General features: G+C 72.2%; 23 protein-coding genes. 11 read left to right on the forward strand and 12 right to left on the reverse strand.

All coding sequences use genetic code 11. The features are described 5' to 3' along the window. From VET29_RS43525 to VET29_RS43550, 6 genes are all read left to right on the forward strand, one after another. Nucleotides 1–3,136 (forward strand): TNT domain-containing protein (locus tag VET29_RS43525; protein WP_324933336.1); only part of this gene is annotated, 3,136 nt, incomplete at its 5' end. Nucleotides 3,137–3,153: 17 nt separating this feature from the next. Then, nucleotides 3,154–3,609, forward strand: a complete 456-nt coding sequence (locus tag VET29_RS43530; protein WP_324933339.1) for a hypothetical protein — start codon at nucleotides 3,154–3,156, stop codon at nucleotides 3,607–3,609. Nucleotides 3,610–3,640: 31 nt separating this feature from the next. After that, on the forward strand, nucleotides 3,641–5,236 hold the full coding sequence (locus tag VET29_RS43535; protein ID WP_324933341.1) for a TNT domain-containing protein: 1,596 nt from the start codon (nucleotides 3,641–3,643) through the stop codon (nucleotides 5,234–5,236). 31 nt (nucleotides 5,237–5,267) lie between these two features. Beyond that, entirely contained in the window at nucleotides 5,268–6,260 is a 993-nt protein-coding gene (locus VET29_RS43540) for a methyltransferase (RefSeq protein WP_324933344.1), read from the forward strand. A gap of 45 nt (nucleotides 6,261–6,305) precedes the next feature. After that, a complete protein-coding gene (locus tag VET29_RS43545) occupies nucleotides 6,306–7,142 on the forward strand; it encodes an aldo/keto reductase (RefSeq protein WP_324933347.1) in 837 nt (278 codons plus the stop codon). Nucleotides 7,143–7,328: 186 nt separating this feature from the next. After that, nucleotides 7,329–7,814 (forward strand): MarR family winged helix-turn-helix transcriptional regulator, encoded by a 486-nt coding sequence (locus tag VET29_RS43550; RefSeq protein ID WP_324933350.1) that lies wholly within the window; start codon nucleotides 7,329–7,331, stop codon nucleotides 7,812–7,814. A gap of 5 nt (nucleotides 7,815–7,819) precedes the next feature. Here the strand turns inward: VET29_RS43550 and VET29_RS43555 are convergent, their stop codons facing one another. The 4 genes from VET29_RS43555 to VET29_RS43570 form a co-directional block, all read right to left on the reverse strand. Beyond that, nucleotides 7,820–8,614, reverse strand: coding sequence for a methyltransferase domain-containing protein (locus tag VET29_RS43555; protein WP_324933352.1), 795 nt, complete (start codon nucleotides 8,612–8,614; stop codon nucleotides 7,820–7,822). Beyond that, nucleotides 8,607–9,692, reverse strand: a complete 1,086-nt coding sequence (locus tag VET29_RS43560; RefSeq protein WP_324933607.1) for a cupin domain-containing protein — start codon at nucleotides 9,690–9,692, stop codon at nucleotides 8,607–8,609. The genes VET29_RS43555 and VET29_RS43560 overlap by 8 nt, the downstream gene beginning before the upstream one ends. Nucleotides 9,693–9,712: 20 nt before the next feature. Next, nucleotides 9,713–10,357: a maleylpyruvate isomerase N-terminal domain-containing protein gene (locus VET29_RS43565; protein ID WP_324933355.1), complete on the reverse strand. Its 645-nt coding sequence runs from the start codon at nucleotides 10,355–10,357 to the stop codon at nucleotides 9,713–9,715. A gap of 67 nt (nucleotides 10,358–10,424) precedes the next feature. Continuing rightward, nucleotides 10,425–11,576, reverse strand: a complete 1,152-nt coding sequence (locus VET29_RS43570) for a beta-ketoacyl synthase N-terminal-like domain-containing protein (protein ID WP_414636770.1) — start codon at nucleotides 11,574–11,576, stop codon at nucleotides 10,425–10,427. Nucleotides 11,577–11,687: 111 nt separating this feature from the next. On the opposite strand from VET29_RS43570, the gene VET29_RS43575 reads away from it, so the two are divergent. After that, nucleotides 11,688–14,438 carry a sensor domain-containing protein gene (locus VET29_RS43575; protein WP_324933357.1) on the forward strand — a complete coding sequence of 917 codons (2,751 nt, stop codon included), beginning with the start codon at nucleotides 11,688–11,690 and terminating at the stop codon, nucleotides 14,436–14,438. Nucleotides 14,439–14,455: 17 nt separating this feature from the next. Here the strand turns inward: VET29_RS43575 and VET29_RS43580 are convergent, their stop codons facing one another. Next, entirely contained in the window at nucleotides 14,456–15,082 is a 627-nt protein-coding gene (locus VET29_RS43580; protein ID WP_324933360.1) for a helix-turn-helix domain-containing protein, read from the reverse strand. A gap of 50 nt (nucleotides 15,083–15,132) precedes the next feature. Between VET29_RS43580 and VET29_RS43585 the strand changes: the two genes are divergently transcribed. Beyond that, a complete protein-coding gene (locus tag VET29_RS43585; RefSeq protein WP_324933363.1) occupies nucleotides 15,133–16,095 on the forward strand; it encodes a zinc-binding dehydrogenase in 963 nt (320 codons plus the stop codon). Nucleotides 16,096–16,130: 35 nt separating this feature from the next. Here VET29_RS43585 and VET29_RS43590 read toward each other — a convergent pair whose 3' ends face one another. Next, nucleotides 16,131–16,445 carry a nuclear transport factor 2 family protein gene (locus VET29_RS43590; RefSeq protein ID WP_324933366.1) on the reverse strand — a complete coding sequence of 105 codons (315 nt, stop codon included), beginning with the start codon at nucleotides 16,443–16,445 and terminating at the stop codon, nucleotides 16,131–16,133. 149 nt (nucleotides 16,446–16,594) lie between these two features. Here VET29_RS43590 and VET29_RS43595 point away from each other — a divergent pair, with 149 nt between their 5' ends. Continuing rightward, on the forward strand, nucleotides 16,595–17,809 hold the full coding sequence (locus VET29_RS43595) for an MFS transporter (protein WP_324933369.1): 1,215 nt from the start codon (nucleotides 16,595–16,597) through the stop codon (nucleotides 17,807–17,809). Nucleotides 17,810–17,887: 78 nt separating this feature from the next. Then, complete coding sequence (locus VET29_RS43600) at nucleotides 17,888–19,486, forward strand: carboxylesterase/lipase family protein (protein ID WP_324933372.1); 1,599 nt, start codon at nucleotides 17,888–17,890, stop codon at nucleotides 19,484–19,486. On the opposite strand, the gene VET29_RS43605 is transcribed toward VET29_RS43600, so the two are convergent. From VET29_RS43605 to VET29_RS43625, 5 genes are read right to left on the reverse strand one after another with little or no spacing between them, the layout of a single operon-like run. Next, a complete protein-coding gene (locus VET29_RS43605; RefSeq protein WP_324933375.1) occupies nucleotides 19,396–19,803 on the reverse strand; it encodes a hypothetical protein in 408 nt (135 codons plus the stop codon). The genes VET29_RS43600 and VET29_RS43605 overlap by 91 nt on opposite strands. After that, nucleotides 19,803–20,930, reverse strand: coding sequence for a molybdopterin-dependent oxidoreductase (locus VET29_RS43610; RefSeq protein ID WP_324933378.1), 1,128 nt, complete (start codon nucleotides 20,928–20,930; stop codon nucleotides 19,803–19,805). Before VET29_RS43610 ends, VET29_RS43605 begins: the two co-directional genes overlap by 1 nt. Then, entirely contained in the window at nucleotides 20,927–21,544 is a 618-nt protein-coding gene (locus VET29_RS43615; protein ID WP_324933381.1) for a class I SAM-dependent methyltransferase, read from the reverse strand. The genes VET29_RS43610 and VET29_RS43615 overlap by 4 nt, the downstream gene beginning before the upstream one ends. After that, on the reverse strand, nucleotides 21,541–22,191 hold the full coding sequence (locus tag VET29_RS43620) for a TIGR04282 family arsenosugar biosynthesis glycosyltransferase (protein ID WP_324933384.1): 651 nt from the start codon (nucleotides 22,189–22,191) through the stop codon (nucleotides 21,541–21,543). The genes VET29_RS43615 and VET29_RS43620 overlap by 4 nt, the downstream gene beginning before the upstream one ends. Next, complete coding sequence (locus VET29_RS43625; protein WP_324933387.1) at nucleotides 22,188–22,838, reverse strand: glycosyltransferase family 2 protein; 651 nt, start codon at nucleotides 22,836–22,838, stop codon at nucleotides 22,188–22,190. The genes VET29_RS43620 and VET29_RS43625 overlap by 4 nt, the downstream gene beginning before the upstream one ends. Before the next feature lie 142 nt (nucleotides 22,839–22,980). Here VET29_RS43625 and VET29_RS43630 point away from each other — a divergent pair, with 142 nt between their 5' ends. Then, on the forward strand, nucleotides 22,981–24,330 hold the full coding sequence (locus VET29_RS43630) for a hypothetical protein (protein ID WP_324933390.1): 1,350 nt from the start codon (nucleotides 22,981–22,983) through the stop codon (nucleotides 24,328–24,330). Here the strand turns inward: VET29_RS43630 and VET29_RS43635 are convergent. Then, nucleotides 24,317–25,369, reverse strand: coding sequence for an NAD-dependent epimerase/dehydratase family protein (locus VET29_RS43635; RefSeq protein WP_324933393.1), 1,053 nt, complete (start codon nucleotides 25,367–25,369; stop codon nucleotides 24,317–24,319). The two genes, VET29_RS43630 and VET29_RS43635, sit on opposite strands and share 14 nt — an antisense overlap. Nucleotides 25,370–25,537 lie beyond the last annotated feature (168 nt).

Raw genomic sequence — 25,537 nt, forward strand, 5'->3', positions numbered from 1 at the left:
GAACGGCGACGTGTCGCGCTCCCCCTCGCACCCGACGCGCGAACCGGACTCCGATAAGCCGGCAACCGCCGACACCGACACCACGTCCGACCCCGACGGCCCAGCCACCGACGACGGCCCACCCACCGACGACCAGCCGGACAACAACTCACCCGCCCCCAACACCGAGGTGGACTCCGACACCCGGCCGGACTCCGAGCCCACGCCTGGCACCGATCCCAACCCGGACACCGATCCCAACCCGGACACCGACTCCACGCCTGACTCCGAACACAAGCCCGAGCCGATCCACGGTGAGGAGTCGGACGGGCCTGCTCCGGACGACACGCCCGACGACAGCTCCCCGGACGACAGCACCGCCGACGACACAGACTCCGGCGACGACACCGACGGGCCGCCTGCCAGTACGGCGCCCACCGGACCGCGGGTCGACGAGAACGGTGTGCCGCTCAACTTCCTCGGCAACCACCAGGGCGAGCACCCCTTCGCCGACATGGGCGACTACATCCCCATGAACGGGGACCGCGCCAACGGGATGGGCAGCTACGACCAGCGTGTCGCCCCCCTCATCGCCGATCACAACCCCTGGGGTGTGCACGGCACCCGCGACGAGTTCAACGCCAACCACCGGCCCGACGGCACCTACCGGACCAACAGGTGGCCGCTCTACGACGGTGCGGTCCACGGCTCGGAGCGGGACGTCACCATTCCGGAAGGCACAGTCCTCGACCGGTTCGGGGGTGAGAACGGTCGGTTCCTCTCCCCGATGGACACCGACGGCACGCCCTACCACTACCGCGAGCGGGCGATCTTCCCGGACAACGCCGAGGTCGGGTACCACGTCTACGTCGTCGCCGACCCCGACGGGTTGCGGGGGACCCTCGCCGACGTCGCGCCGGCACTCGGGCAGCCCGGCGGCGGACGGCAGTTCACCCTCCCCGACGACGTCAACGTTCAGCGCCTGCTCGACGAGGGTGTCATCCGCGAGGTCCATGTCCCGCCGGACGACGGCCGCGTGCTCTCGGAGTCCTTCGGGGCGGAGCAGCCCGACGGCACCCGGGACACCGGCACCGTCAGCGTCGACGACGCCCGCGACACCAACCACCCGAGCGACACCGACCACCCGAGCGACCCCAACCACCCGAGCGACACAGGCGACACCGACAGCACCGAGCACCAAGACCGGCCGGACGACACCGACCAGAGCACACCGCCGGACGGCGACGCGACGCCGCCCCTGCCGGAACACCTCCAGCAGGTCGCGGACGAGAGTTCCTTCCGCACCCCGGCCGGCGCGGCGCTCTACGACGCGTCCGACGTACGCACCCGCGACGCCGCCGCGGCCGTGCGGCCCATCGACGGACACTTCGTCCTGGACGTCCACAGCGACGGCCAGCACGCCTACGTCAACGGCCAGCAGCTGACCGGCAGCGACCTCGCCCACCTGGCCCGCGACCTCGGCTGGAACGGCACCGACCCGATCATCCTCAACGGCTGTGAGGCCGGCCGGCACGACACGGGGCTGGCCGCCGACCTGGCGAGGGAGTCCGGCGCCCGAGTCATCGCCCCGACGGAGCGGTCGTGGTCCGGCCAGCAGAACACCACCCCGTACTCGGCCAGCGCCGACCACGTCGACGCCCAGGGCCGGGCCCGCCCGACCCATCCGCCGGACGGCGGCTGGCGGGAGTTCGACTCCGAAGGCAACGTCCGCGACACCGGCCACAACGGGCTCCCGGTCGACACCCGGCCAGCCACGCCAACCGACGGCAGGCCAGCCGACAGCACATCAAACGACAGCACACCGACGGACAGCACACCAGGCGACGGCACACCAACCGACAACACAGCGGCCGACGGGACACCAGGCGACGGGCCACCGACCGACGGCACACCGGGCGACCCGGGAGACGGTCCGCCGCCGGACCACGGTCAGCCCCTGCCGTTCGGCGACGACGTCGACCGCGGCCGGATCCAGTCGCAGTTCATCCCGCCGCGGGTCGACAACGCGGACGACCCGGTCACGATCGACGTCGACGACGCCGCGGCCGGCGGCGCGGACCCGAACGACCCGCACCGCCCACTGCACGACGGCGAGCGGCTGATCGGACGGGACGGGCTCCAGCCCAACACGGCCTACCACGTCCCCGGCCGCGGCACCTACTACACCAACGACGCCGGCGTGATCAGCCACGCGGACCTCGCGGTGAGCAACCGCACGGAGGGGATCCACGAGGCCGGCGCGAACGTCAACCCGGACGCGTCCTACCCGCGGCCCAACACCACCTACCGGGTGGACGTGGACGGCGCCGAGCACGTCTACACCACCGACGACACCGGGCTGCCGCCGCGCTACCAGGCGTGGGACACACCGCGGCACGACCAGACCGTCACGTTCCCGTCGAACGACCCGAGCCTGCCGGCGGACCACCCGCTGCGGCAGCCGCTCCACCAGCCGGCACGCGGCATCGGCGAGGCGCTCAGCTCCCGCACCGGCTACCCGCCCTACACCGAGATCGTGCACACCACCCCGCAGGGGACGACCAGGCTCTACACCGGTCCCCCCGGCCCGGACGGCACCGCGCGGGTCGTGGCGATCGACACCTGGTCGAGCCAGAGCGCGAGCGGCTCGTCCCGGGTCCGGGTGGGCGAGCTCAACCCGGAGCTGAACAACTTCCCGCCGAACACGGTCACCCGGATCAACGGCGAGGACGTGTACCGCACCAACGACCACGGCGTGACCACCGAGGCCTCCGACGAGCGCGACTACTCCCAGACCTCGCCGCGCAGTGGCGAGGCACAGAAGCTGGTCAAGGCGGCGGGTGGCTCGACCGGCGTCGACGGCGGGCACTTCCGGCCGACCCAGGGCGGTGGCCACGTCGACGCGCGCAACCAGTTCCCGCAGATGAGCAGCGAGAACCGATCGCTGGGCGGGCCGGCCGACCAGATCTGGTGGGGCCAGGACATGGCCGCCGCACGGGAGCAGAACACGCACGGCACCGACCACCTGTGGCACGACACCGAGACGGAGGGGTCCACCCCCGGCGCGCCGGCCCGTCCGCAGCAGGTGCACGAGCGGTTCGTCATGCGGGACAGCCATGGCAGGATCAGGATCCACTTCCGGCGCTATGACAACTAGCAGGAGATCAGGAGAACATGTCTCAGCCGTGGGACCAGCAGGCCCGGCAACAGCGGTACGACGAGCTGCTCCAGCTGATCGGGGGCGGCCTGATCGGCGTCGCGCCGCAGGGTTGGCGCCGGGTCGACCTGATCGCGCGGATCGCGGAGGGCGTGCAGGACTTCGGCCTGACGGTGATCATGAACGACCTGTCCTACGCGGAGGTCGGGCCGCCCGCCCAGTCCGCGCAGGCGTTCCTGGAGCTGCGCAGGCTGATGTACGACCAGGAGCGCGGCGCCTGGTTCTCGGCCCGGTACATGATGAACCCGCCCGGCGAGTTCCAGATCTTCTACAACTACGACTTCGACCCGCAGTGGGAGCCGCCGATCCCGCCCGCGTTGTTCAAGCGTGACATCGAGACCTATCCCCGGCCCGCGGACAAGGTGCCCGACTGGCTCCGCCGGGCGGTCGAACAGGCCGGCATACCCGCGTGACGCGCATACCTGGTAGGAGGACTCCCCTTTCATGACCCGCCCAGCACCGCTCGGTTTCGAGGAGCAGCGCGAACTGCAGCGGAAGATCGCCGACCTGCTGGCGCTGCGCGCGCCGTCCGATCGCGACCAGATCCGGGTCGTGTACCGCGGCTGCGGCAACAACGAGGAGATCATCGGGCAGATCATCGGCATCGACGGCCAGCTCCGGGACTGGGAGGCGCCGCGCGAGCTCGGCGAGTTCTACCGGCGGCTGCGGGCCGGCATGTACCGGGAGGGCGCCGGCACCTGGTCAGCGGCCAGCACGGTGGTCGAGTGGCCGATCCGGCTGTCGATCAACTACCTGTTCCCCGAGGACCCACGCTGGCGGCAGCCGCCGTCCCGGTACGACGTGCTCGACGAGCTGGAGATGTACCCGCGGGCGCCGTCGAGCGTCCCGGACTGGATGAAGACCATCCTGCCGAACGCGGAGCGGGTCGCGGAGGTGGCCGGCCGGTTCCGCCAGGCCCGCATCTTCGACCACCGCGAGCCGAACGGCCGGCCGGTGGTGAACCGGCCGCCGGTGCCGGAGAGCGACCTGGCCGGGGTGCTGAACTACCTGAACACCGCCCACGTGATCATGGGCGGCCGCGGCTTCGACGTGGACCTGTTCGACCCGAACGGCGCGCGGGACACCCCCGCCGCGTTCCACACGGACGGGACGTGGATCTGGCCGGCGGCGATTCCGCACTACCTGGCCAAGCACGGCGTGCCGCCGGAGGCGGACCTGGTCGAGCACATCCGTGCGAACGGGTTCACGCCGCCGCAACTGGAGCGGGAGCCCAAGGACGCCGCGTACATCGCGCTCACGGGCGAGCTTCCGGCGCCACCACAACCGGACGCCCAGCCGCCGGCAGCCCAGCCGGAGCCGGCCCAGCAGCCGGCAGCGCAACCCGAGCCGGCCCAGCCGCCGGCCGCGGAGCCACCGGGCCGGCAGGACCAGCCGCAGGTCACGCCGCCGGGCGAGGCCGAGCTGTCCGACCGCGACCGTCGCGTCCTCGCGATCATCGACCGGCGGGCGAGCGAGGCGGGCGCGCTGCCCGAGGCGTACCGGATCCTGGGCTCGGCGGAAGGCGCCGTGTGCCTGGAACGGGTCGACGACGAGTGGCAGGTCGCCGACTACGAGCGCGGCCAACCCCGCAACCCCAAGCGGTTCGGGCAGCTGTGGGACGCGGGCGCTTACCTGCTCGGCAGCCTGACCGTCACCCCCGGGCGCCTGCGGGCGGGCGGCAGCGACGTGAACACCTCGCAGGCCCTCAACGACTGGCCGATCCAGCCGCTGCCGGGCGAGCCGCCGCTGACGCTGGTCGCGGACAAGCACATCGCGGTGCTGATGCCGGGCCGGGAGATCGTCCGGTACGGCTCGCCGGCGGGCAATCTCACGTTCGCGGCGGACACCGAGTTCTCCGCCATGTCGCTGCGGGCCGAACGCGAGGAGCTGGGGCCGCGCCGCTACCGGGTGGTGCGGGAGCTGCGGACGCTGTCCGGCAGGACCGTGCCGTGGCACAACCAGCCCGGCGGCGGGACCGCGTACCTGCTCCCCCGGTCCGTCGAGGAGCACCTGGCGAACGGGAGCATCGCCGAGGCCTGAATCCGGTTGACAGGCGTGCCAGCGTGGTGATGTGAGCGCACCGGACGACGTCGCCGCGATACGGAAGATGGCCGGCCTCAGCACCCCCATGGCGCTGCGTGTCGCCGTGACGCTGGGCCTGCCGGACCGGCTGGCTGAGGAAGCCACCGCCGAGGAGGTCGCGGCCGAACGCGGTCTCTCGCCGGTGCCGCTCCGGCTCCTGCTGAACCACCTGGCAACCCTCGGGATCGTCGCGCGGGCGGACTGCGGCTACCGGACCACCGAGCTCGGCGCGGCGCTGCGGCGCGACGCGGACAACGGCCTGGCCAACCTCCTGCACCTGGACCTGGCCGGTGGGCGCGCCGAGCTGGCGTTCGTCGAGCTGCTGCACAGCGTCACCACCGGTGAGAGCGGTTACGCGCGCCTGTTCGGACAGGACTTCTGGACCGACCTCGACCAGCGACCGCACCTGCGCGCGTCGTTCGACAAGCAGATGACCGACCGGTTCCGCGCACAGGTCCCGCGGCTCGTCGCCGGCTTCGACTGGGCACGCTTCCCGACGATCGTCGACGTCGGCGGCGGCGTCGGCACGCTCCTCGCCGCGATCCTGGCCGCTCATCCGGGGATCCGCGGCCACCTGGTCGACCTCGACCCCACCGCGACCGAGGCGGGCGCGACCTTCCGCGCGCACCAGGTGGCGGACCGCGCACAGACGACCGTGGGCAGCTTCTTCGACCCGCTTCCCGCGGGCGCGGACGCCTACCTGCTGTGCGACATCCTGCACAACTGGGACGACGAGCACGCGCACGTGATCCTGGACCGGTGCGTCGAGGCGCTCCCGCCGGCCGGCCGCGTCCTGGTCGTCGAACCGATCGGCGGGCAGCTCGCCGCGACCGAGTTCGACCTGTCCATGCTCGTGATCTTCGGCGGCCGCGAGCGCACGGTCGACGAGTTCCGCGCGCTCGCCGCGGTCCACGGCCTGGCCATCGAGTCGCTGACCGACCTGTCCGGCGCGCGCTGCCTGCTGGAGCTGCGCCTCGGTTGATCGACGAATGGCGCGGGCCCGCGTGTCCGTGGAAGACTCGAATCCGTGGATGCGGCAACAGCAGGGACTATCGATGTCGGCGGCGACCTGACGGTCAACCGCCTCGGGTTCGGCGCCATGCGGATCACCGGCGACGGTGTGTGGGGCCCGCCGAAGGATCTGGACGAGGCGAAGGCGGTACTGCGGCGCGCGGTCGAGCTGGGTGTCAACTTCATCGACACCGCGGACTCGTACGGGCCGCACGTCAGCGAGGAGATCATCGGCGAGACGCTCTACCCGTACCCGGACGACCTGGTCATCGCGACCAAGGGCGGGCTGGAGCGGACCGGGCCGGGGCAGTGGCCGGTCAACGGGCGGCCCGAGCACCTGAAGGAGGTGTGCGAGGGCAGCCTGCGGCGGCTCAAGCTCGACCAGATCCCGCTCTACCAGTTCCACCGGCCCGACCCGGGGGTGCCGATCGAGGACTCGATCGGCGCGCTCGTCGAGCTGAAGGAGCAGGGCAAGATCCGGCACATCGGCGTGTCCAACGTGACCGAGGAGGAGCTGCGGCAGGCGCAGCGGCTCACGCCGGTCGTGTCCATCCAGAACCGCTACAACCACTCCGACCGCCGGTCGGAGTCGCTGGTGGACCTGTGTGAGCAGGAGACGCTGGTGTTCCTGCCGTGGGCGCCGATCCAGGACCTGGAGCAGGCCGCCGTGCAGGACGCGGCGCGGGAGCACGACGCGACCCCGCGGCAGATCGTGCTGGCGTGGCTGCTGGCCCGGTCGCCCTCGATCCTGCCGATCCCCGGGACCGGCACGGTCGCGCACCTGGAGGAGAACATCGCGGCGGCGGAGATCAAGCTGTCGCCGGCCGAGGTCGCCGCGCTCACCCGGGGCTGAACCGCCGGGGTGAACACGGACACAGCGGGCCGAGTCGTCGCGTGCCGACGCTCGGTCCGCGTCGGCGTGCCCGAGGTGGCAGTGGTGCGAGCGGATTCGTGCGTGTGCGCGTGAACATATGGTGGCGCCGGACGGGTGCCGGCCGTCGGTAGGCTCTGGCACCGTCCACTCACGAGAGGCAGGAGCATGACCAGCAGGCGTCGGCAGGTCACCATGGCGCGCCTGCACGGTTCCGTCGTCGACCTGGTCGCGCTCATCAACCTGCCCCAGCGCGACGACGCCCTGCTCACGGCGGCGGGGGTCACGCTGGACCGCGCGCTCTTCCCACTGCTGGTGGGCATCCAGCGGTTCGGGCCGATCGGCGTCGGTGAGCTGGCCGACCGGGCGGGGCGCGACTACACGACGGTCAGCCGGCAGGTCGCCAAACTGGCCGAGCTTGGCCTGATCGAACGCCGCCCGAACGCGACCGACCGGCGGGTCAACGAGGCCGTGCTGGCCAGCGCGGGCCGGGACGTCACCGACGCGATCGACGCCGCCCGGCACCGGTTCAGCACGGCCGCCTTCAGCGAGTGGAGCGACCGCGACCTCACGGAGCTGGACCGCCTGCTGCGCAGGTACGTCGACGACCTGCTCGCCATCGAGGCCGGCTCGCTCGGCGAGCAGCCGACGTAGCGCGGTCAGTCCGCGCGGCGGGCGGTGAACAGCAGCGTCTCCGCGGGCGTGCGCAGCTCGGTCAGTTCCAGGCCGGCGCTCACCAGCCACGACACCAGCTCGTCGACCCGGAAGGCCCGCACGTTGAACGTCTCCTCGTGCCGCCGCTGGAAATGCCGGTACGTCGGCCGCCCCGCCTGCCTGAACGTGAACGCCGTCAGGGTCCCGCCCGGCCGCAGGCACCGCCCGATCTCCTGGATCACCGCCCGTGGCTCGGGCAGCAGCTGCAACGCGTTCGAGCAGTTGACCGCCCCCAGCGACCCGGTCACGAACGGCAGTCTCGTCGCCGTGCCGCGCACGACACACAAGCCCGGCAGCTCGCCCCGAATGAGATCGATCATCGCCGTGCTGAGGTCCAGGCCGATCACCCGCTCCTCGCCGACCTCCCCGGCCACGGTTCGGGTCCACCGCCCCGCGCCGCACGCCAGGTCCAGCACCGGCCCGGCCACCGGCGTGAGTTGCGCCCGCAGGTACTCGTCCTCGTCCTCCGGTGTCAGGTCGCCGTCCCAGTTCGCGCCCATGATCCGGAGGAACGCCGCCCGAGTTTCCGTCTCGTACCTGGTGACGTGCAACGGATCCTGCAGATAGAACGGACCCAGCCCCGGCTTCATCCGCACCTCCGGCGCGAAGTCAGGATATCCCGCCGCGGTGCTGAAGAACCGGCCACATTCGGCGCACACCAACGGATCCCCCGACACCGGCGCCCGGCAGTCCGGGCACGCCAACACATCGAGGAACCGCTCGTACAACAGCTCAGCCACGTCGGGCCACCTCGTGGTCGGCCTGCGCCCCGAGATACGCCAGCAATGCCACCGTCTCCGCCTCCCACAACGTCCACGCGGCCCCGGTGTCCAACTGAAGACGCGCCCGCCACAGGTGGTCCAGCTGCCGCTCGGCGGCGTCCAGCCGCCACACCGTCGGCGACGGCCACACCCGCCCGAGCTGCTCCGCGTCGGGACGCGCCACACAGCGGGCCAGCCGCTGGCGGTCCGGCTCGGTGAGGCTCGTGCCACGCATCGCCTCGAGCGAAGCCGCGCCGTGGGCCGGAAAATGCGCCAGCAGGTAGGCGAAGGCGAGCACGGAACCCGAGTCGAGCGAAGGACCGACCACCTGGAGCAGCCGCGGCACCCCGACCTCGACATCGGCCCGCTCGACCAGGATTCCCAGCAGTACCAGTGCCCGCGCGTGCGCCGGGTCCTCGGGCAGCCGCTTGGTCACCGCGTCGACCAGCCGGGCGGCCACCTCCGGCGCGCACGTGACGACCGGCGCCGGCGCGACCAGTGCTTCGCCCAGGGACCGGTATGCCGCCAGGACCTCCGCCCGGTCGTCCGACTCCACGACGGTCGCGGCGGCCAGGAGCACGGCGTCCTCGAAGCCGCGGAACACCGTCGTGCCGCGCGCGGCGGCCGCCCGCGTCATGTCCGCCGGGTCGGTGTGCGCGTGGTCGTCCGCCTCGGGCACCCGCTCGGCGTCGGCCGGCGGGCTGACCTCGGCGAAGAACTCCTCGAACCCGCCGGGGGTGATGATCACCAGGAAGTGCGCCTCGGCGGAGATCACCTCGAACCGGTGGGCCAGGCCCCTCGGCAGGTGCACCGCCTCACCGGCAGCCGCCGTCCCCGTCACACCGTCCACTGTGTACCGGAGGATGCCCTCGATGACGTAGAGGGTCTCGTCCTCCCGCTTGTGGACGTGCGGCGGTGTGGCGTAGCCGTAGACGGCCCGCTCCTCCACGACGGCGATGGCGCCGTCCGTGTCGGCCGCGGCCGCCCTGATCGTCAGCAGGCCGCCGAGATGCCAGCGTGCCCGTTCGGACAGCGGCTCGGCGGCGGAGGTGTGCACCGACAACGTCAGGGGTCCCTTCAGGTCAGCACGGGAAAGACCGGCGCCGCGGGACGGCCGGTGGCGAGCCGGATGAGTTCCACCGGCGGGCTGAGATCGGTCAGCACGTCCACGGTGCGGCGCAGCGCCTCGGCGGGCGGCGCGCTCACGTGCGGCACCGCGACGGCGAGGTCCAGCAGGTGGACGGTGGCCTCCACGATCCGGGTGACCGCGAAGTCGGCGACCCTGATCGTGCCGGCGAGGCCACGCACGACGGAGTGCCGGGCGGCCGGCAGGACGGCGAGCACCTTCTCGGCCGGCACGTCGAACGCGTCGACCAGCACGTCGTCGGTCCGCGCGCCGGCCCAGGCCGAGGCCGTCTCGGCGACCTGGGCGGCGCCCTGCACGCCGAGCGAGCGCAGCGCGGCGAAGTAGCCGGCCGCGTCGGGCAGGCCGGGCTCACGCCCCAGCGGCGGCTGGCCCAGCAGGTCGGCCAGCGTCCACACACCGCGGCCGACATGCGCGTACAGCTCACGAACGGTCCACTCCCCCAGCCCGGACGGCGCCTTCCATGTTGGACCGGGCATCTTCAACCCCGCCTCGTGCCAGCACCGCCAGAGGTCCGCGAGCGTATCTCGGTCCGTATTGCGATACAGCGAACGAGAAATACCTTCGACTCTCCCCACAACGGAATTGTGGGACCACCGGGGTCAGTCGGGGCCGGTTATGCCCCTACCGCCACGTGAAGCTGCCCTATGAGGCCGGTGCGGCCAGCACGACCGCGGAGTTGTGGCCGCCCATCCCGATGGACGACTTGACGGTGATACCGCCGGTGACCGGTGTCGGCCCGTCGAGCAGTTGCGGGTGCGCGGTCGCCACGATCGGGGGCGCCGGGATCAGCCCACGGTCGTAGCCGAGTGCGGTCACCGCGACCTCGATGGCCGACGCGGCGCCCTGGCAGTGCCCGGTGAGCGGCTTGACCGAGTAGACGCCGACCTCCGGTGGGAACAGGTGCTCCAGCACGGCCGACTCGGCACGGTTGCACTGCGCGGTGCCCGGCCCGTGAGCGTTGAAGTACCGCACGTCCGACGCCGCCACTCCCGCGATGTCGAGCGCGTCCCGCATGCACGCCAGGATCGAGGTGAGCGACGGCTCGATGGAGGTGACGTGGTGCGCGTCGTGTGACATGGCGCCACCGAGCGAGTAGGCGTAGGGCCGGCCCTTCCGCGCCGACAGCACAAAGGACACCGAGGCCTCGCCCATGACGAAGCCACGGCTGCCCTCCTGGAACGGCCGGCATGCGTCGAGTGGCTCCATCTTCGTCACCGCGACACCCAGTCGGACGAAATGCCGGATGTTCTCCGGAGTGAGCGAGAGATCGGTGGCCACGAAGACCACGTCGTCGACGATGCCGGCGTCCAGCCAGGCCTGCGCGGTGATCAGCCCCGCGTTGCCGGACGCGCACATGGCCGAGACCGTCATCGCCGGACCGTGAAAGCCGTACTCCTGCATGAGGGTGGACATCGGCGTGGACGGCATCAACGCCAGGTACTCGCGCAACGGGAGCTTGCCGTCCCGTTCGGTGTAGAACTCCCGCCATCCGTCGACCTCGCCGAGCACGATCGCGTGCAGCAGGCCGACACGTGGCCCGGCACGCCAGCCGCGGTCCCGCGCGTCGTCGATCGCCTCCCGCGCGGCCGCACGCATGGCCCGTGCGAACCGGGTGGGCCCGTCGTTCGGGCTACCGCCGGGTGGCACCCGGGCCAGCCACATGCTTTCGCCGGGTTTGTCGGACGTCGTCGGGACGGCAGCGGGTTTGCCGGTGAGCAACCCGTCCCACAACAGTTCGCGACCCCATCCATATCCACTGACGACGCCGATACCGTGGATTCCGACCCGCCGCATGACCATGCCCCGGTCCCCCTCCACTCGTGGACCTCGTGTATCAATCGTAACTCCGATAAATTCGCGCAGATAAATATCCACAGTGGCCACACGCGACGGATTGGACAGACCATGGGGCCAGGACGCCATGACTTCCACCAGCTCATGGAAGAGGCCGCCGCCGACCCCGAGCTGCTGGTCGATCTTGCGCTGTCGGTTGGCGCCGCCGTCGCGTGGTCGCTGGACCTGGCCGCGGACGAGCTCACGTGGACCCAGGGCATGGAGGACATGCTGGGCGTCGGCGGCGAGGACGCGGTCCGCGACCGGCTGTCCACCCTGGTCGCCCCGCTGGCACTCGCCGCGAGAACGGCGCCGGTGTGGCACGACTTCGACCTGGAACAGCCGTGCGACACCGCCGACGGGGTGCGGTGGCTGCAGCTCCGGGCCAAGGTGACGGCCCGAGGGCGGCTCGTCGGCATCGTGACCAACGTGACCGGCCGGCGCGTCGAGCGCCAGCAGCTCTCCGACCTCACCGACCGTTACCGGCTCCTGATCGAACTGAGCCCGGACGCGATCGTGGTGCACGAGGCCGGCCGGCTGGTGTACGCGAACCCGGCCGCCGTGCGGTTCGCGCGGGCCGGGTCCGCGGCGGAGCTCGTCGGCCGGCCGATCGTCGACCTCGTCCACCCCGAGTCCGTGGCGGCGATGCTGGAGCGGATCGCCGACCTGAGCGAGCCGGGCGCGGTGACCGAGACGACCGACGTCGTGGTCCTGCGCTTCGGCGGCGGCACCCTCGACGTCGAGTCGGTGTCCGTGCGGACCACGTGGGAGGGCAGACCGGCCTTCCAGGTGATCATGCGCGACGTCAGCACGCAGAAGGCCGCGGCGGCGGCCCTGCACTACCAGGCCGCGCTCGTCTCGCACGTGAGCGACGCGCTCATCGCGACCACCGCGACCGGGACGGTGACGAGCTGGAACCCGGCCGCGGAGACGATCTACGGCCACTTCGCGGTCGACGCCATCGGCCGGCCGATCGAGACCCTGGTCGGCGCGCACCTCGATCCCGCCACCGTGCTCGAGGTGGGTGGTGTCGTCCAGGCCGACCATCGCGCCGCGAACGGCAGCGCGCTCGCGGTGCGCGTGTCGGTGGCCAGGATGCCCGACGGCTATGTGATCGTCTGCGCCGACGAGACCGCGCGGCGGCGCGCGGAGCAGTACTTCACGACCGTGGTCGCGGCCATCGAGGAGGGCGTGATCGTGGTCGGGGCGACCGGCGAGATCGAGTCCGTGAACCCGGCCGCGGAACGCATCCTCGCGATCAACGAGAAGGAGACGCTCGGCGCGCCGTCGACGCTGGCCGAGCTGTACGACGAGAACGGCGTGCGGATCCCGTTCGAGGAGTACCCGACCGCCCACACCCGCCGCACCGGCGAGCCGCGCAACGGCCGGATCGTCTGCTCGGTCCGTCCCGACGGGAGCCGGGTGTGGCTGTCGATGAGCACCAGGGTGCTCGACCCCGCCGAGGGGCTGCCGGCCACGGTCGTCATCTCGTTCACCGACATCACCGAACGCCGCCAGATCGAGGGGCGGCGCGAGCACGAGGCCACACACGACGCGCTGACCGGACTGGTGAACCGGACGGTCGCGATCGAGCAGCTCAGCCCCGTGAACCGGGCCGGGCGGCCCGGCGCCGCCACCGCGGTGCTGTTCATCGACCTGGACAAGTTCAAGGTCATCAACGACTCGCTCGGGCACAGCGTCGGTGACAAGGTGTTGCAGGTCGTCGGCGAGCGGCTGCGGGACGGCACCCGGCGCAGCGACGTCGTCGGCCGGTTGGGTGGCGACGAGTTCGCGGTGATCTCACACGGGGTCACGAGCGCGGAGAGCGCGCAGGGGCTGGCCGAGCACATCCGGGCCGAGCTGAACCGCCCGGTGGTCGTGGACGGGCGGAGCCTGCACATCGACGCGAGCATCGGCATCGTGATCGCCCGTCCGGATGACCCCCGCGACGGTGAGGCACTGCTGTCCGACGCGGACCTGGCGATGTACCACGCGAAGACGCGGGGGCGCGGCCGGCACGCGTTCTTCGACATCGAGCTGCGGGAGCGCAGCCAGCGGCGCATGCGGTTGGAGCAGGACCTGCGGGCCGCGCCGCGGGAGGGTCAGCTGTGGCTGGCGTACCAGCCGATCGTGGACCTTCGCACGGGACGCGCGTCGGCGGTGGAGGGTCTGGCGCGATGGACGCATCCGCGGTTCGGGGCGATCTCACCGGGTGAGTTCATCCCGCTGGCCGAGGAGAGCGACCTGATCAACCTGCTGGGCGAGCACGTGCTGCGCATCGCGACCAGGGAGATCATCGACCTGCGGGCGCGGCATCCCGACCTGGGGCTGACGGTGAACGTGTCGGTGCGCCAGCTCGACCACGACCGGCTGATCCGGACGGTGAGCAGGGTGACGGAGTCGGCGGGGCTGCCGACGGGGGCGCTGTGCCTGGAGATCACCGAGAGCGCGATCATGCGGGACCCGGCGAGCGCGTCGCGGACGCTGGACGCGTTGCGGGAGCTGGGTGCACGGCTGGCGATCGACGACTTCGGGACCGGGTACTCGTCGCTCGCGCAACTGCTGACGCTGCCGCTGGACATGCTGAAGATCGACCAGACGTTCATCGCGCGGCTGGGCGCGTCGGCGGGCGACGCGAAGAACGCCGAAGCCATCCTGACGAGCATCATCGCGATGGCCCACGCGGTGGACCTGACGGTCGTCGCCGAGGGCGTCGAGACCGCCCGTCAGCTGGAGATCCTCCAGAACCTCGACTGCGACGCGGCGCAGGGTTACCACCTCGGCCGCCCGGTCGCGGCCGGGGAGCTGAACCTGACCGTCTAGCTGGCGTCGGCGAGGCGCTAGGTCGGACGAGCCATCGCCAGCCGTGGTACCGGGGGCAGCGGCGCGGCCTGCGGCGACGCCCGGAACGCCTGGATGGCCAGTGCGGCGAACCGGCGGGAGGCCGCCACCCGGGCGGCCATCGAGGTGGCCTGGATTCCGCCGTTCGCCATGAACACGAGGATCAGGTCGTCGAGGACGAAGTCCGGGCGCAGGTCGCCGGTGGCCTTCGCGCGGCGGGCCAGGCCGGCGACCGACCGCAGCGCGTGTTCCCGGCCCGCGGCGAAGTCCATCGCGTTCGGATAGGTCGACATGAAGGCCGTGGTGAAACCCCGGTCGAGGGCGTGCAGTTCGCAGATCCTCTCGACCACCAGGCAGAAGCCCCGCCACGGGTCCGGGTCCGCCACCCCCTCCGCCACGATGGCCTGGCACGCACACATCTGTTCCTCGAACGCCTCCGTGACCAGCATCTCCTTGGTCGGGAACCGCCGGTACAGGGTCGCGGGCCCGACGCCGGCGCGCCGGGCGATCTCCCGCATCGGCACGTTCAGGCCCTCGGTGGCGAACACCTCGCGGGCCGCGTCGAGGATGCGGTCGCGGTTGTCGCGGGCGTCGGAACGCAGTGGGTGAGACAAACGGTCGGTCACGACTCTCACTCTAGCTAAGTGGACGCACCCGTCCACTACGGTCGGCGAGCATGAAGGCAGTCGCTGTCCAGACGTTCGGCCCGCCCGAGGGCCTCACGGTCGTGGACCTCCCGGATCCCGCACCCGCCGCCGGCCAGGTGCTCATCGACACCGAGGCGATCGGCGTCGGCGGTGAGCACGCCCTGATCCGCAGCGGCGCGCTCGCCGGCTACGGCTTCGAGGAGGGGCACATCCTCGGCGGCGAGATCGCGGGCACGGTCACCGCGGTCGGCGACGGCGTCGACGCCGCATGGCTCGGCCGGCGCGTGTGGACCTACACCGGCCTGTTCGGCGGCCACGCCGAACAGGCCGCCGCCCCGGTCACCGGGCTCGTCCCGGTCCCGGCGGACCTGTCGGCCGTCGACGCGGTGACGCTGGGGAGCTCGGGCATGGTGGCGCACTTCGCGCTTCGCCACGCCCACTTCGCCCCGGGCGAGTCGGTGCTGGTGCGTGGCGCGGCCGGCGGCATCGGCGTCATGGCCGTCCAGCTCGCGGCGCGCGGCGGCGCCGGCGCGATCGCGGTCACGACCTCGTCGCCGGAGCGTGGCGACCGCCTGCGTGAGCTGGGTGCGACCCACGTGCTCGACCGCGCAGGCGAGGGCGGCGGGACCTACGACACCTGCGAGACCTACGACGTCGTCGTCGACATCGTCGCCGGGCCGGACATGCCGTCGTTCTTCGCCAAGCTCAACCCGAACGGGCGACTGGTGGCCGTCGGCGTGATGGGGGGCTTCCCGCCGGCCGACTTCGGCATGGCGCTGCTCGGCGCGTTCCAGAAGTCGATGTCGTTCGCGACCTTCAGCGCGGACACCGTGCCCGACGCCGACCGGCTCGCCGCCACCGCCGACCTGTTCGGCAGCCACGGCGAGTTTCACCCGATCGTGCACGAGGTGCTGCCGCTGTCCCAGGTCGTGCTGGCGCACCGGAAGATCGACGCGGGCGGGGTGTTCGGCCGGATCGTGCTGACGCCGTAGCGTTTCGCGGTGGGTGAACCAGCCGGCGCGGGACGCTATGCCTGGCCGGTGTCGAAGCGGGTGATCTTCCCGTCGGACACGGTGAAGTGCCAGCGGGTGCGCATCTCGCCCCAGGTCGAGTTGGTGAACTCGGCGATCATGGACCGCCGGTCGTCCTCTTCGGACACGACGGTCATCCGGCCGTCGGCCGAGAAGATCTCCTTGTTCACCCACTCGTCCAGGTTCCGGGTGGTCCCGTCGTCGGACATCGTCGCGTCCCGCGCCAGCGTCGCGTCGAACGCCGCGCGGTCGCCGGCGTTGATCGCGGCGACGAACGCGGCGATCACGGGGTCCGTGGGCAGACCGGCCATCTCACACCTCCTGGTGGCGAGGAACGTCCCGGATCATCGCGCACTTCGGGGGTCGGCGTCGGTCGACGGCCGCTCGCTTCCGCCGCGAGCGGATACGCTTACCGCGATCGTGGTTGCCGGCCGGGGGGCTGTTGTCGTCCAGTGGATGGATGAACACCGCCGACCGACGATTCCCGCGCACCTCACCGTACTGGCCGGTTCTCACGCATCCCAAGCTCCGGCTCGTGCTGCCCGGTCTGGTGGTCTCCGCGCTCGGCGACGGGATGTCCCTGGTCGCGATCAGCTGGCTGGCGCTGGAACTCGCGCCTCCGGCGCAGCGCGGCACGTGGGTGGCGATCGCCGTCGCCGCGTACTCGCTGCCCAGCGCGGTGGGTGGGGTGCTTCTCGGCAGGTTCATGACCGGACGCGGTGGCGCGCAACTGGCGGGGTGGAACGCGACACTGCGTGCGGCGGCGCTCACCGCGATCGTCGTCGTGTACTTCGCCGGCCGGCTGGACCTGACCGGGTTCGTGGCACTCCTGACGGTGTCGTCGCTGCTGGCGGCATGGGGTTCGGCGGGCCGCTACACGCTCATCGCGGAGCTGTTGCCGACCCGGCACCACCTTCCGGCCAACGCCGTGATGACGACAGTCGGCGAGTTCGCCACGATCGTCGGGCCGCCGGTCGCGGGCGTGCTCATCGGCTGGACGAACGCGGCGGTCGTCATCGCCGTCGACGCGGTCAGCTTCATGGTCCTGGCCGCCACCTACCGGCTGGCGGTCACCGCCGGCAAACCCGTCGAGCCCGGTGGTTCCGGCGGATTCCGCACGATCCGCCATGACCGCACGCTGCTCGGGCTGCTGGGCCTGACGTTCCTGTTCTTCTTCTTTTTCGGCCCGGTCTACGTGGCGCTGCCGATCCACGTCGCCGAGGACCTCCACGCGTCGGCGACCGTGCTCGGCGTGTACTTCACGGCGTTCGGCGTGGGCGCGGTCATCGGCGGCATCGCGACCGGCTACCTGCGCCGCCTGCCGCTGTGGCCCACGACGGTCGGCATCGTCCTGGCCTCCGGCACGGCGTGGCTGCCGCTGGCCCTCGGCGCGCCCACGGCCGTCGCGCTGGTCAGCGTCGCGATCGCCGGAGCGGTGTGGGCACCGTACATGCCGACGTCGATGGCCTTGTTCCAGCGCGACACCCCCGCACCGCGGCTCGCCCAGGTCCTCGCCGCGAACGGCGCCGTCCTCGTGGTGGCCGTCCCACTGGGCACCGTTCTCGGCGGCCCACTCGTCACGGCCATCGGCGCGCGCGGGACGCTGCTCGCGTGCGCGCTCGCCACGATCGCGTTGGGGGTCGCGGCGCTGCTCGCGCTGGGCAGGAAGGGCTGACGGGCGCTGGCCCTTCCAATCCTTCGATGGCGGTGTCAGGGTGGGAGGGGCCGTCGAGGTCTGGGGAAGGGGCCGAGGATGTCTCCGAAGTCGGTTGTTCGTGTGCTTTCCGTGGTCATGCTCGCGTTGGCGACGGTGCTCACCGGCACGGCGAGTGCCAGTCCTGCGCCCGCCGGTTCGGTGCCGGTCGTCGCCACCACTGGTGGGTTGGTTCGCGGTGTCGCGGCCGGTGCCACCAACCAGTTCCTGGGCATTCCCTACGCCGCGCCGCCGGTCGGCGCCCTGCGGTGGCGGCCACCGCGCCCGGCCGCCCGCTGGGCGGGGGTCAGGGACGCAAGCCAGCCGGGTGCGTCGTGTGCTCAGCCCAGTGGCGGCTTCGGCACCGGCAGCACCGCGGAGGACTGCCTTTACCTCAACGTGGTCACCCCGTCGGGACCGCCGCGGCACCGGCCGGTGATGGTCTGGATCCACGGCGGCAGCCTGGTGACCGGCGCCGGCGCCGTGTACGACCCGACCCAGCTGGTGGGGAACGGCGTCGTCGTGGTGTCCGTCAACTACCGGCTCGGGGCGCTCGGGTTCCTCGCCCACCCCGCGCTCGCCGGGTCACCCGGCGGGCCGACCGGTGACTACGGGTTGATGGACCAGCAGGCGGCACTCGGATGGGTGGCACGCAACATCGACCGGTTCGGTGGCGACTCGCGGAACGTCACCATCTTCGGTGAGTCCGCCGGTGGGCTGAGCGTGCTCTCGCACCTCGTCTCCCCCACGTCGCGCGGGTTGTTCGACCGCGCCATCGTGCAGAGCGGCAGCTACTCGCTGACCCAGCCGTCACTGGCCGACGCCGAGGCGGACGGCCAGGCGTTCGCCGCCGGGACCGGGTGTGCCGACCAGTCGGCCGACTGCCTGCGCGGCCTGCCCGTGACCACGCTGCTCGCCCACCAGCACGCCAACTACATCCCGAACATCGACGGCCGTGTGCTCACCCGGTCGGTCGGACCGGCGTTGGCCGCAGGGCAGTTCGCGCGGGTGCCGGTCATCAACGGCACCAACCACGACGAGTGGCGGCTGTTCGTCGCGTCGGCCGAGTTGCAGGGCCAGTTCGTCACCGCGGACAACTACGTCGGCCAGATCTCGCAGCTGCTCGGTGTGCCGCCCGACGTCGCGGCCGCCATCGCCGCGCAGTACCCGCTCAGCGCCTACCCCAGCCCGCCGCTGGCGCTCAGCGCGCTCGGCACCGACGCGATCTTCGCCTGCAACGCCGTCGTCCTGGACGACTCGCTGTCGAGGTACGTGCCGACGTACGGGTACGAGTTCAATGACGAGAACGCGCCGGGCCTGCTGCCTCCGGTCAGCTTCCCGCAGGGTTCCGCGCATGCCGCCGAGCTTCAGTACCTCTTCCGGCTGGCCATCGGCGGGCCGCTCTCGCCGGACCAGCAGCGGCTCGCCGACACCATGCGGCGGTCCTGGGCGGGCTTCGCCACCCGCGGCACACCGTCACCCGCCTGGCCGCGGTACGCCACCGGCACCCACCGGCTGCTGTCACTGGTGCCGCCGCGGCCGACGGTCGAGACCGGCTTCGCCGCCGATCACCGGTGCGCCTTCTGGAACCGGATCACCCCGGCGACGGCGACCGCCAGCCAGACGACGCCGAGCGCGACGGCCAGGCCGGCGACGTAGTCCCGGTCGTGCAGGCCCGGGTTGGTGACCACCAGGAACGGGTGCCACAGCAACGGGATCGCCAGGAGGGTCAGCACGGCGGTCAGGACCGCGCCGACCGCCACCGGGGTGCGCCACGGACCCGGCACGAGCCGGGTCAGTGCCAGGCCGGCCAGCCCGACGGCCGGCGCGACGAGGCCGTCGTGCACCAGCGGCCCGCCGACGAACCAGGCCGCGCCCTCGACGGCGTTGACCGTGCGGGAGGCGGCGAACTCCCAGGCGAGCACGGCGCCGTAGCCGAGCAGCGCCAGTCCCACGAGTGCGAGGACGACACGCATCACAGCACCTCCAGGCGGTGGACCCACTTGGTCTGCAGCACGCCGGGGCGGCTCGGCGCGATGACGCGGCACGGGAAGCCGTGGTCGAGCGTGAGGCGTTCCCCGTTGAGGCGCAGGGCGAGCAGGGTGCCGTGCGTGTGGGTGGCGGGCAGGATGCTGGTCCGGTAGGCGCCGCGGCGTTCGAGGGAGGTCACGCGCACCGGGCGGTCGGTGCCGGCGCCGGCGAGCCGGAGGAGGTCGGCGATGGGGACGCCGGTCCAGGTTGCGGTCTGGCTCCAACCTTCGACGCAGGCGATCGGCAGGTCGGCGGTGTGCTGGGGCAGCGCCTCCAGTTCGGCGAGGGAGAGGCGGGTGGCGCCGATCTCCAGTCGCCACGAGGGATCCAGCGCCGCGTCGGTCACCCGCGCCGCGCCGGCGGTCCGGTTGACGGGCAGTCCCTGTGGGCCCCGCGACCGCCAGGAGAGCGGGGAGACGTCACGCAGCAACGGAACCGTGGCGCCGGCGGTGGCGACGACCGCGGCACCGGCGGCGAGGTAGGTGGTGCGGAGGAAGCCGCGGCGGGACAGGCCGTGCCCGGGCGGTTCCGGTGTGTCGAGGCGCGTGAGACCGCGCCGGATGACCGGCAGCTTCACCGCGACGTGCAGGAGCACGGCGCCGGCGGCGAGCCAGGCGACGGCGTAGTGCGCGGAGGGGAAGTAGAAGCCCCACAGGTAGTTCTGGGCGACGTTGAAGAGCCCGGTGGCGAGCTCGAAGAAGGCGGCACCGGAGAGGACGAGGATCGAGAGCCGTTCGAGTGCGTGCGGAAGCGAGCGGATGAGGGGGCGGGCGAAGAGCTTCGGGTAGACGGACCAGAGTTTCGCGAGCAGCAGGGGAATCGCGGCGATGCCGGAGAGCACGTGCACGCCCTGCGTGATCCGGTAGAGGTTCACCGGCGACGCCGGCCAGACGAACCAGGCCGGCGGCTTCTGCACGGCATGGCTGAGGAGTCCGGTGAGGAAGCAGAGCAGGAACGCGATGCCGAGCCAGAGCCCGAGCCGCGCGGTGACCTTCTCGTCGTGGGCGGGCGCGCGGAAGTCCTCCTCCCGCGGCTGAACCTTGTCGATGAGACGTGCCAGCCGGGCGTTCATGAGCGCACCAACTCCGTGAACCAGCGGCCGCCCGCCTCGCGCAACCAGTTCGCGCGCAGGCCGGCCCGTGCGGCGGCCGCCGGGACGGCGTCCGCGCCCAGCCAGGCCCAGTCGAACCAGCGGGTGCCGGCACTGTTGTCCGTGGACACCCTGACCTGGCCGCGGCGTAGGCCGGTGCCGGGCGGGTCCACCTCGATCAGCACGCTTCCCTTGGCGCACAACAGTTCTCCCACTCGGCCCAGCAGTCGAACCGGGTCGCCGCCGATGCCGATGTTGCCGTCGGCCAGTAGGGTGTGGCGCCAGTGACCCTCGCCTGGCTGGCGGTCGAACACGTCGCGTTGGACGGCCGCCGCACCTGCCTCCTGCGTCAACCGCACCGCGACCGGTGAGATGTCCATGCCCAGGGTCGCGACGCCCCGCTCGGTCAGTGCCGCCGTCAGCCTGCCCGGGCCGCAACCGATGTCCAGTGTCGGACCCGTACAGCTACTGAGCAGCAGCTCGTCGCCCGGGTCGGGGGTGGCACGCCAGCGTTCCGTCGGCAGCCTGATTCGCTCCCCTGTGGACAGTTCCAGCCAGCAGTGGTGGCCGAGCAGGCCCGGTTCGAAGTCGATCATCGCGCCATCACCTGCGCGAACCGCGAGCCCGGCGCCTGTGCCGCCACCGTCACGGCATCGTCCATGGTGTCCACATCGGACATCACGGGCAGGAGCTCGACCTGGAGGCCGAGGTCGTGCAACGCCCCCAGCGTGCGGGCGCCCGTGTCCGGTCGGGACATCGGCACGGTCCGCAACACGTGCGCGTCCGCGGGTCGCTGTAGGCCCAGCGCCCACCAGCCGCCGTCGGCCGCCGGGCCCAGTACCGCGTCCGCCTCCCGCAGCCGGAACAGGGCCGAGGTGAGCAGCGGTGCGCGCAGCTGGGGTGTGTCCATGCCCACCTGCAACACCGGCGTGCCGGGGAACCGCCGTGCCACGTCGGCGTGCGCGTTCGCCAGTCGCGTCGCGAAGTCACCGCCGCGCTGCGGGAACACCACGCAGTCGCCTAGTGTCTCGGCCAGCTCGGCCGACCGTTCGGCGTCGGCCAGGGAGCCCGTCAGCGCACACGCCACCGTCGCGCCGAGGACCGCCCGCGCACTGTCCACCGTGTCCAGCAACGCCGCGGCCGCAAGCTCGGCGGCCCGCTTCGCGCCGACCGTCGCCGCCAGCCGAGTCTTCGCCAGGCCGGCGACCGGTGCCTTCGCCACCACCAGTACCACCGCGGTCATCGCAGGACTCCCGCCATGTCCCGCACCGCGCGGAGCGTGCCGCGGACCGAACCCGAGACCTTCGAGTGGGTGCCCGCCGCGCGTGGCCGGTACGTGATGTCCCGCTCCACCACCGACCAGCCGGCGTCGGCGGCGCGGACCAGCAGCTCCAGCGGGTACCCGAACGCCCGGTCCCGCACGTCCAGCGCCAGCAGGTCCGCTCGCCGCACCGCGCGCATGCACGCGATGTCGGACACCGGCAGGCCACGCCGGCGCAGGATTGAGGCCAGTACGAGGTTTCCGGCGCGTGCGTGCCACGGCCACGCGTCGCGGGAGACCGGCACCCGCCGGCCCACCGCCAGGTCGGCGCCGTTCTCGACGGCCTCGACCAGCGGTAGCAGCTCGGCCGGGTCGAGCGAGCCGTCGGCGTCCAGGAAGCACACGATCTCCGTGCTGGCCAACGACAAGCCGGTGTGTACGGCCGCGCCGTAGCCACGCCTCGGCTCGTGCACCACCGTGGCGCCGTGAGCGGCCGCGACCTCCGGCGAGCCGTCGGTGGAGCCGTTGTCCACCACGATCGCCCGGTAGCCGGTTGGCAACGCCGCCAGTACCCCGGGCAGTGCGGCGGCCTCGTCCAGACAGGGAAGCACCACGTCGACTGTGTCCATACCTGGAAGCTATGGCCACCACGGGCGCGCGGAAACCCTTGCGGTGCTTACCGAATTGTGACGACGGCGAACTTCTTACGGAGTTCTGACGGATTCCCGCCACGCCGCGCGGCAATGGTCCGGTGGGCTTACGGTCCACCGGGTGGTGATCTCTCCCCCTGACCGCAGGACGTTCCGTGGCGACCTGGTCGCCGGTGCCGCCGTGCTCGGGTTCGTGTCGCTGGCCACCGCCGTCGGGTTCCTGACCGGTGCCCGGAACTACGGCGCCGACCTGTACTCCCGCGCGGCGCCGCGCTTCGGCGAGTACCCGGTGCTCGCCGACCTGTACCCCAGGGTCGGGCCCGGCAGCGTGTTCGCCGTCATGATCGCCGTCGGCGTGGTCGCGTGGGGGCCGGTGCTCGCCGAACGCCTGCGCTGGCGGACGCTTCTCGCCGCCGGCTACCTCACGTCCGTCGCGTGGATTCTCGCCCTGGCCCTTGTGGACGGTTGGCAGCGCGGTGTCGCGCACCAGCTCGCGTCCGGCGGCGAGTACCTCGGGGTGGCCGGCAAGGTCGCCGACATTCCCCGGTTCCTGGGGACGTTCACGTCCCGGATCCTCGACTTCCAGGCGGACTCCTGGCCCACGCACGTCGCCGGCCACCCGCCGGGCGCGACGCTCGTGTTCGTGTGGCTGGACCGCATCGGGCTGTCCGGTGGGGGCGCGGCCGGGGTGGTCTGCATACTCGCCGGTGCCGCGACCGCCGTCGCCGTGCCGGTGACGGTGGCCGCGCTGGGCCGGGTCGACCTGGCGCGGGCGGCGGTCCCGTTCGTCGCGTTGCTGCCGGGCGCGATCTGGCTCGGGGTGTCGGCCGACGCGATGTTCGCCGGGGTCACGGCCTGCGGTGTGGCGTTGTTCGCGATGGGCGCGAGCCGGGGCGGGCGGATGCTGTGTGTGGCGGGCGGCGTGGTGCTCGGGTTCGGGATCTTCCTGTCGTACGGGCTGTTGCTGATGGCGCCGATCGCGCTGGCCGTCGTGCTGGTGACGCGGGCCTGGCGGGCCCTCTGTTACGCGGTGCCCGGTGCGCTCGCGGTGGTCGGGCTGTTCGCGCTGGCCGGGTTCTGGTGGCTCGACGGGTACCACCTGGTGGTCGAGCGCTACCACCAGGGCATCGCGGCACACCGTCCGTACTGGTACTGGGTGTGGGCGGACCTGGCGTGCCTCGCGCTGGCGGTGGGGCCGGTGATCGCGGGCATGCGCCGCGTCGACTTCCTGACCGGCCTGCGCCGCCCGGCCGAACCGGTCGACGCACTGCTGCGCGGCGCGGCACTCGCGATCCTCACGGCCACGGTCTCCGGACTGTCGAAGGCAGAGGTGGAACGAATCTGGCTGCCGTTCGCGGTGTGGCTGGTGCTCGCGGCGGTGAAGCTACCGCCGGCCTCACGCCGCTGGTGGCTCGCGGCTCAGGCCGGTACGGCGCTCGTGGTCGAGCACCTGCTGCTCACCGTCTGGTGATCGTCGCGGGAGCACGCAGCGGCGCCGTCGCGAACTCGGCGATGCCGTCCTCGAAGGAGACCGACGCCGTGAAGCCGAGCCGTTCGCGCGCGGCGGCCGGGTCGGCCACCACGTGCCGGACGTCGCCGGGCCGCGCGCCGCCCACGATCTTCGGCGCGGGCCCGCCACACGCCCTGGCCAGTTCGGCGGCCAGGTCCCCCACGGTGTGCGGCGTGCCGGAGCAGACGTTGACGGGCACGAGACTTCCTTGCGGTGCAAGGCTTTCGACGGCGAGTGCATTGGCGAGCGCCACGTCCCGCACGTGGACGAAGTCCCGGCGCTGGTTGCCGTCCTCCAGCACGGTGGGCGCCTCGCCGCGTTCGAGTGCCGACCGGAACAGCGACGCGACTCCGGCATACGGCGTGTCCCGGGGCATCCGCGGCCCGTAGACGTTGTGGTACCGCAGGGCCCACACCGAGCCGCCTGCCTGCCGCGCCCACGCCGACGCGAGAAACTCCTGTGCCGCCTTGGTCGCCGCGTAGGTGCTGCGCGGGTCCAGCGCGGCGGACTCCGGCACCAGCCCCGGTTCCAGTGCGGCACCACAGGCCGGGCACGGCGGATCGTACCGTCCACTGTCCAGATCGGACGCGAGGCGGGGCGCCGGGCTCACCACCCCGTGCGTCGGGCATGCGTAGCGCCCCTCGCCGTAGACGACCATCGACGACGCCAGGACCAGCCGCCCGACACCGGCCCCGTGCATGGCGGCCAGCAGCACCGCGGTGCCGAAGTCGTTGTGCAGCACGTACTCCGGCGCGTCCGCGGGCGAGAGACCGTGTCCCACCATGGCCGCCTGGTGACAAACGACGTCGACGCCGTCCAGCAGGTCCGCCAGCAGCGCCGGATCGCGAACGTCACCGACGACGCCGTCGAAGTCCGGGTGCTGACCGTGCGCCTTCGGCAGCAGGTTGTCCACCGGCACGGCGTCGTGGCCACGAGCCAGCAGCGCCTCGACGACATGGGACCCGATGAAACCGGCCGCGCCGGTGACCATCACTCGCATGCCCGCGAGACTAGGCACCGCACCGGCCCACCGCGCGGCGAACCGGCGGCACGTCACGAAACCGTCAGATTTGCCGCGGTTCGCCCCGACCGACGAACTGTGACGAGTTCTCCGGGTCCTCGTGCTTGTGGAGAATCGCCGTTACCCGATAGAACGGTGTGCGAAGGC

Origin of the sequence: Actinophytocola sp. (genome assembly GCF_035634895.1) — a bacterium.
GTDB lineage: Bacteria > Actinomycetota > Actinomycetes > Mycobacteriales > Pseudonocardiaceae > Actinophytocola.

What these genes read in the sequence shown, in the direction of transcription:
- VET29_RS43620 (WP_324933384.1), bottom strand. Translation starts at nt 22,191, where the DNA reads ATGACCGCGGTGGTACTGGTGGTGGCGAAGGCACCGGTCGCCGGCCTG.
- VET29_RS43575 (WP_324933357.1), top strand. Translation starts at nt 11,688, where the DNA reads ATGGGGCCAGGACGCCATGACTTCCACCAGCTCATGGAAGAGGCCGCC.
- VET29_RS43550 (WP_324933350.1), top strand. Translation starts at nt 7,329, where the DNA reads ATGACCAGCAGGCGTCGGCAGGTCACCATGGCGCGCCTGCACGGTTCC.
- VET29_RS43570 (WP_414636770.1), bottom strand. Translation starts at nt 11,576, where the DNA reads ATGCGGCGGGTCGGAATCCACGGTATCGGCGTCGTCAGTGGATATGGA.
- VET29_RS43600 (WP_324933372.1), top strand. Translation starts at nt 17,888, where the DNA reads ATGTCTCCGAAGTCGGTTGTTCGTGTGCTTTCCGTGGTCATGCTCGCG.
- VET29_RS43530 (WP_324933339.1), top strand. Translation starts at nt 3,154, where the DNA reads ATGTCTCAGCCGTGGGACCAGCAGGCCCGGCAACAGCGGTACGACGAG.
- VET29_RS43635 (WP_324933393.1), bottom strand. Translation starts at nt 25,369, where the DNA reads ATGCGAGTGATGGTCACCGGCGCGGCCGGTTTCATCGGGTCCCATGTC.
- VET29_RS43590 (WP_324933366.1), bottom strand. Translation starts at nt 16,445, where the DNA reads ATGGCCGGTCTGCCCACGGACCCCGTGATCGCCGCGTTCGTCGCCGCG.
- VET29_RS43585 (WP_324933363.1), top strand. Translation starts at nt 15,133, where the DNA reads ATGAAGGCAGTCGCTGTCCAGACGTTCGGCCCGCCCGAGGGCCTCACG.
- VET29_RS43535 (WP_324933341.1), top strand. Translation starts at nt 3,641, where the DNA reads ATGACCCGCCCAGCACCGCTCGGTTTCGAGGAGCAGCGCGAACTGCAG.
- VET29_RS43610 (WP_324933378.1), bottom strand. Translation starts at nt 20,930, where the DNA reads ATGAACGCCCGGCTGGCACGTCTCATCGACAAGGTTCAGCCGCGGGAG.
- VET29_RS43605 (WP_324933375.1), bottom strand. Translation starts at nt 19,803, where the DNA reads ATGCGTGTCGTCCTCGCACTCGTGGGACTGGCGCTGCTCGGCTACGGC.
- VET29_RS43595 (WP_324933369.1), top strand. Translation starts at nt 16,595, where the DNA reads ATGAACACCGCCGACCGACGATTCCCGCGCACCTCACCGTACTGGCCG.
- VET29_RS43625 (WP_324933387.1), bottom strand. Translation starts at nt 22,838, where the DNA reads ATGGACACAGTCGACGTGGTGCTTCCCTGTCTGGACGAGGCCGCCGCA.
- VET29_RS43615 (WP_324933381.1), bottom strand. Translation starts at nt 21,544, where the DNA reads ATGATCGACTTCGAACCGGGCCTGCTCGGCCACCACTGCTGGCTGGAA.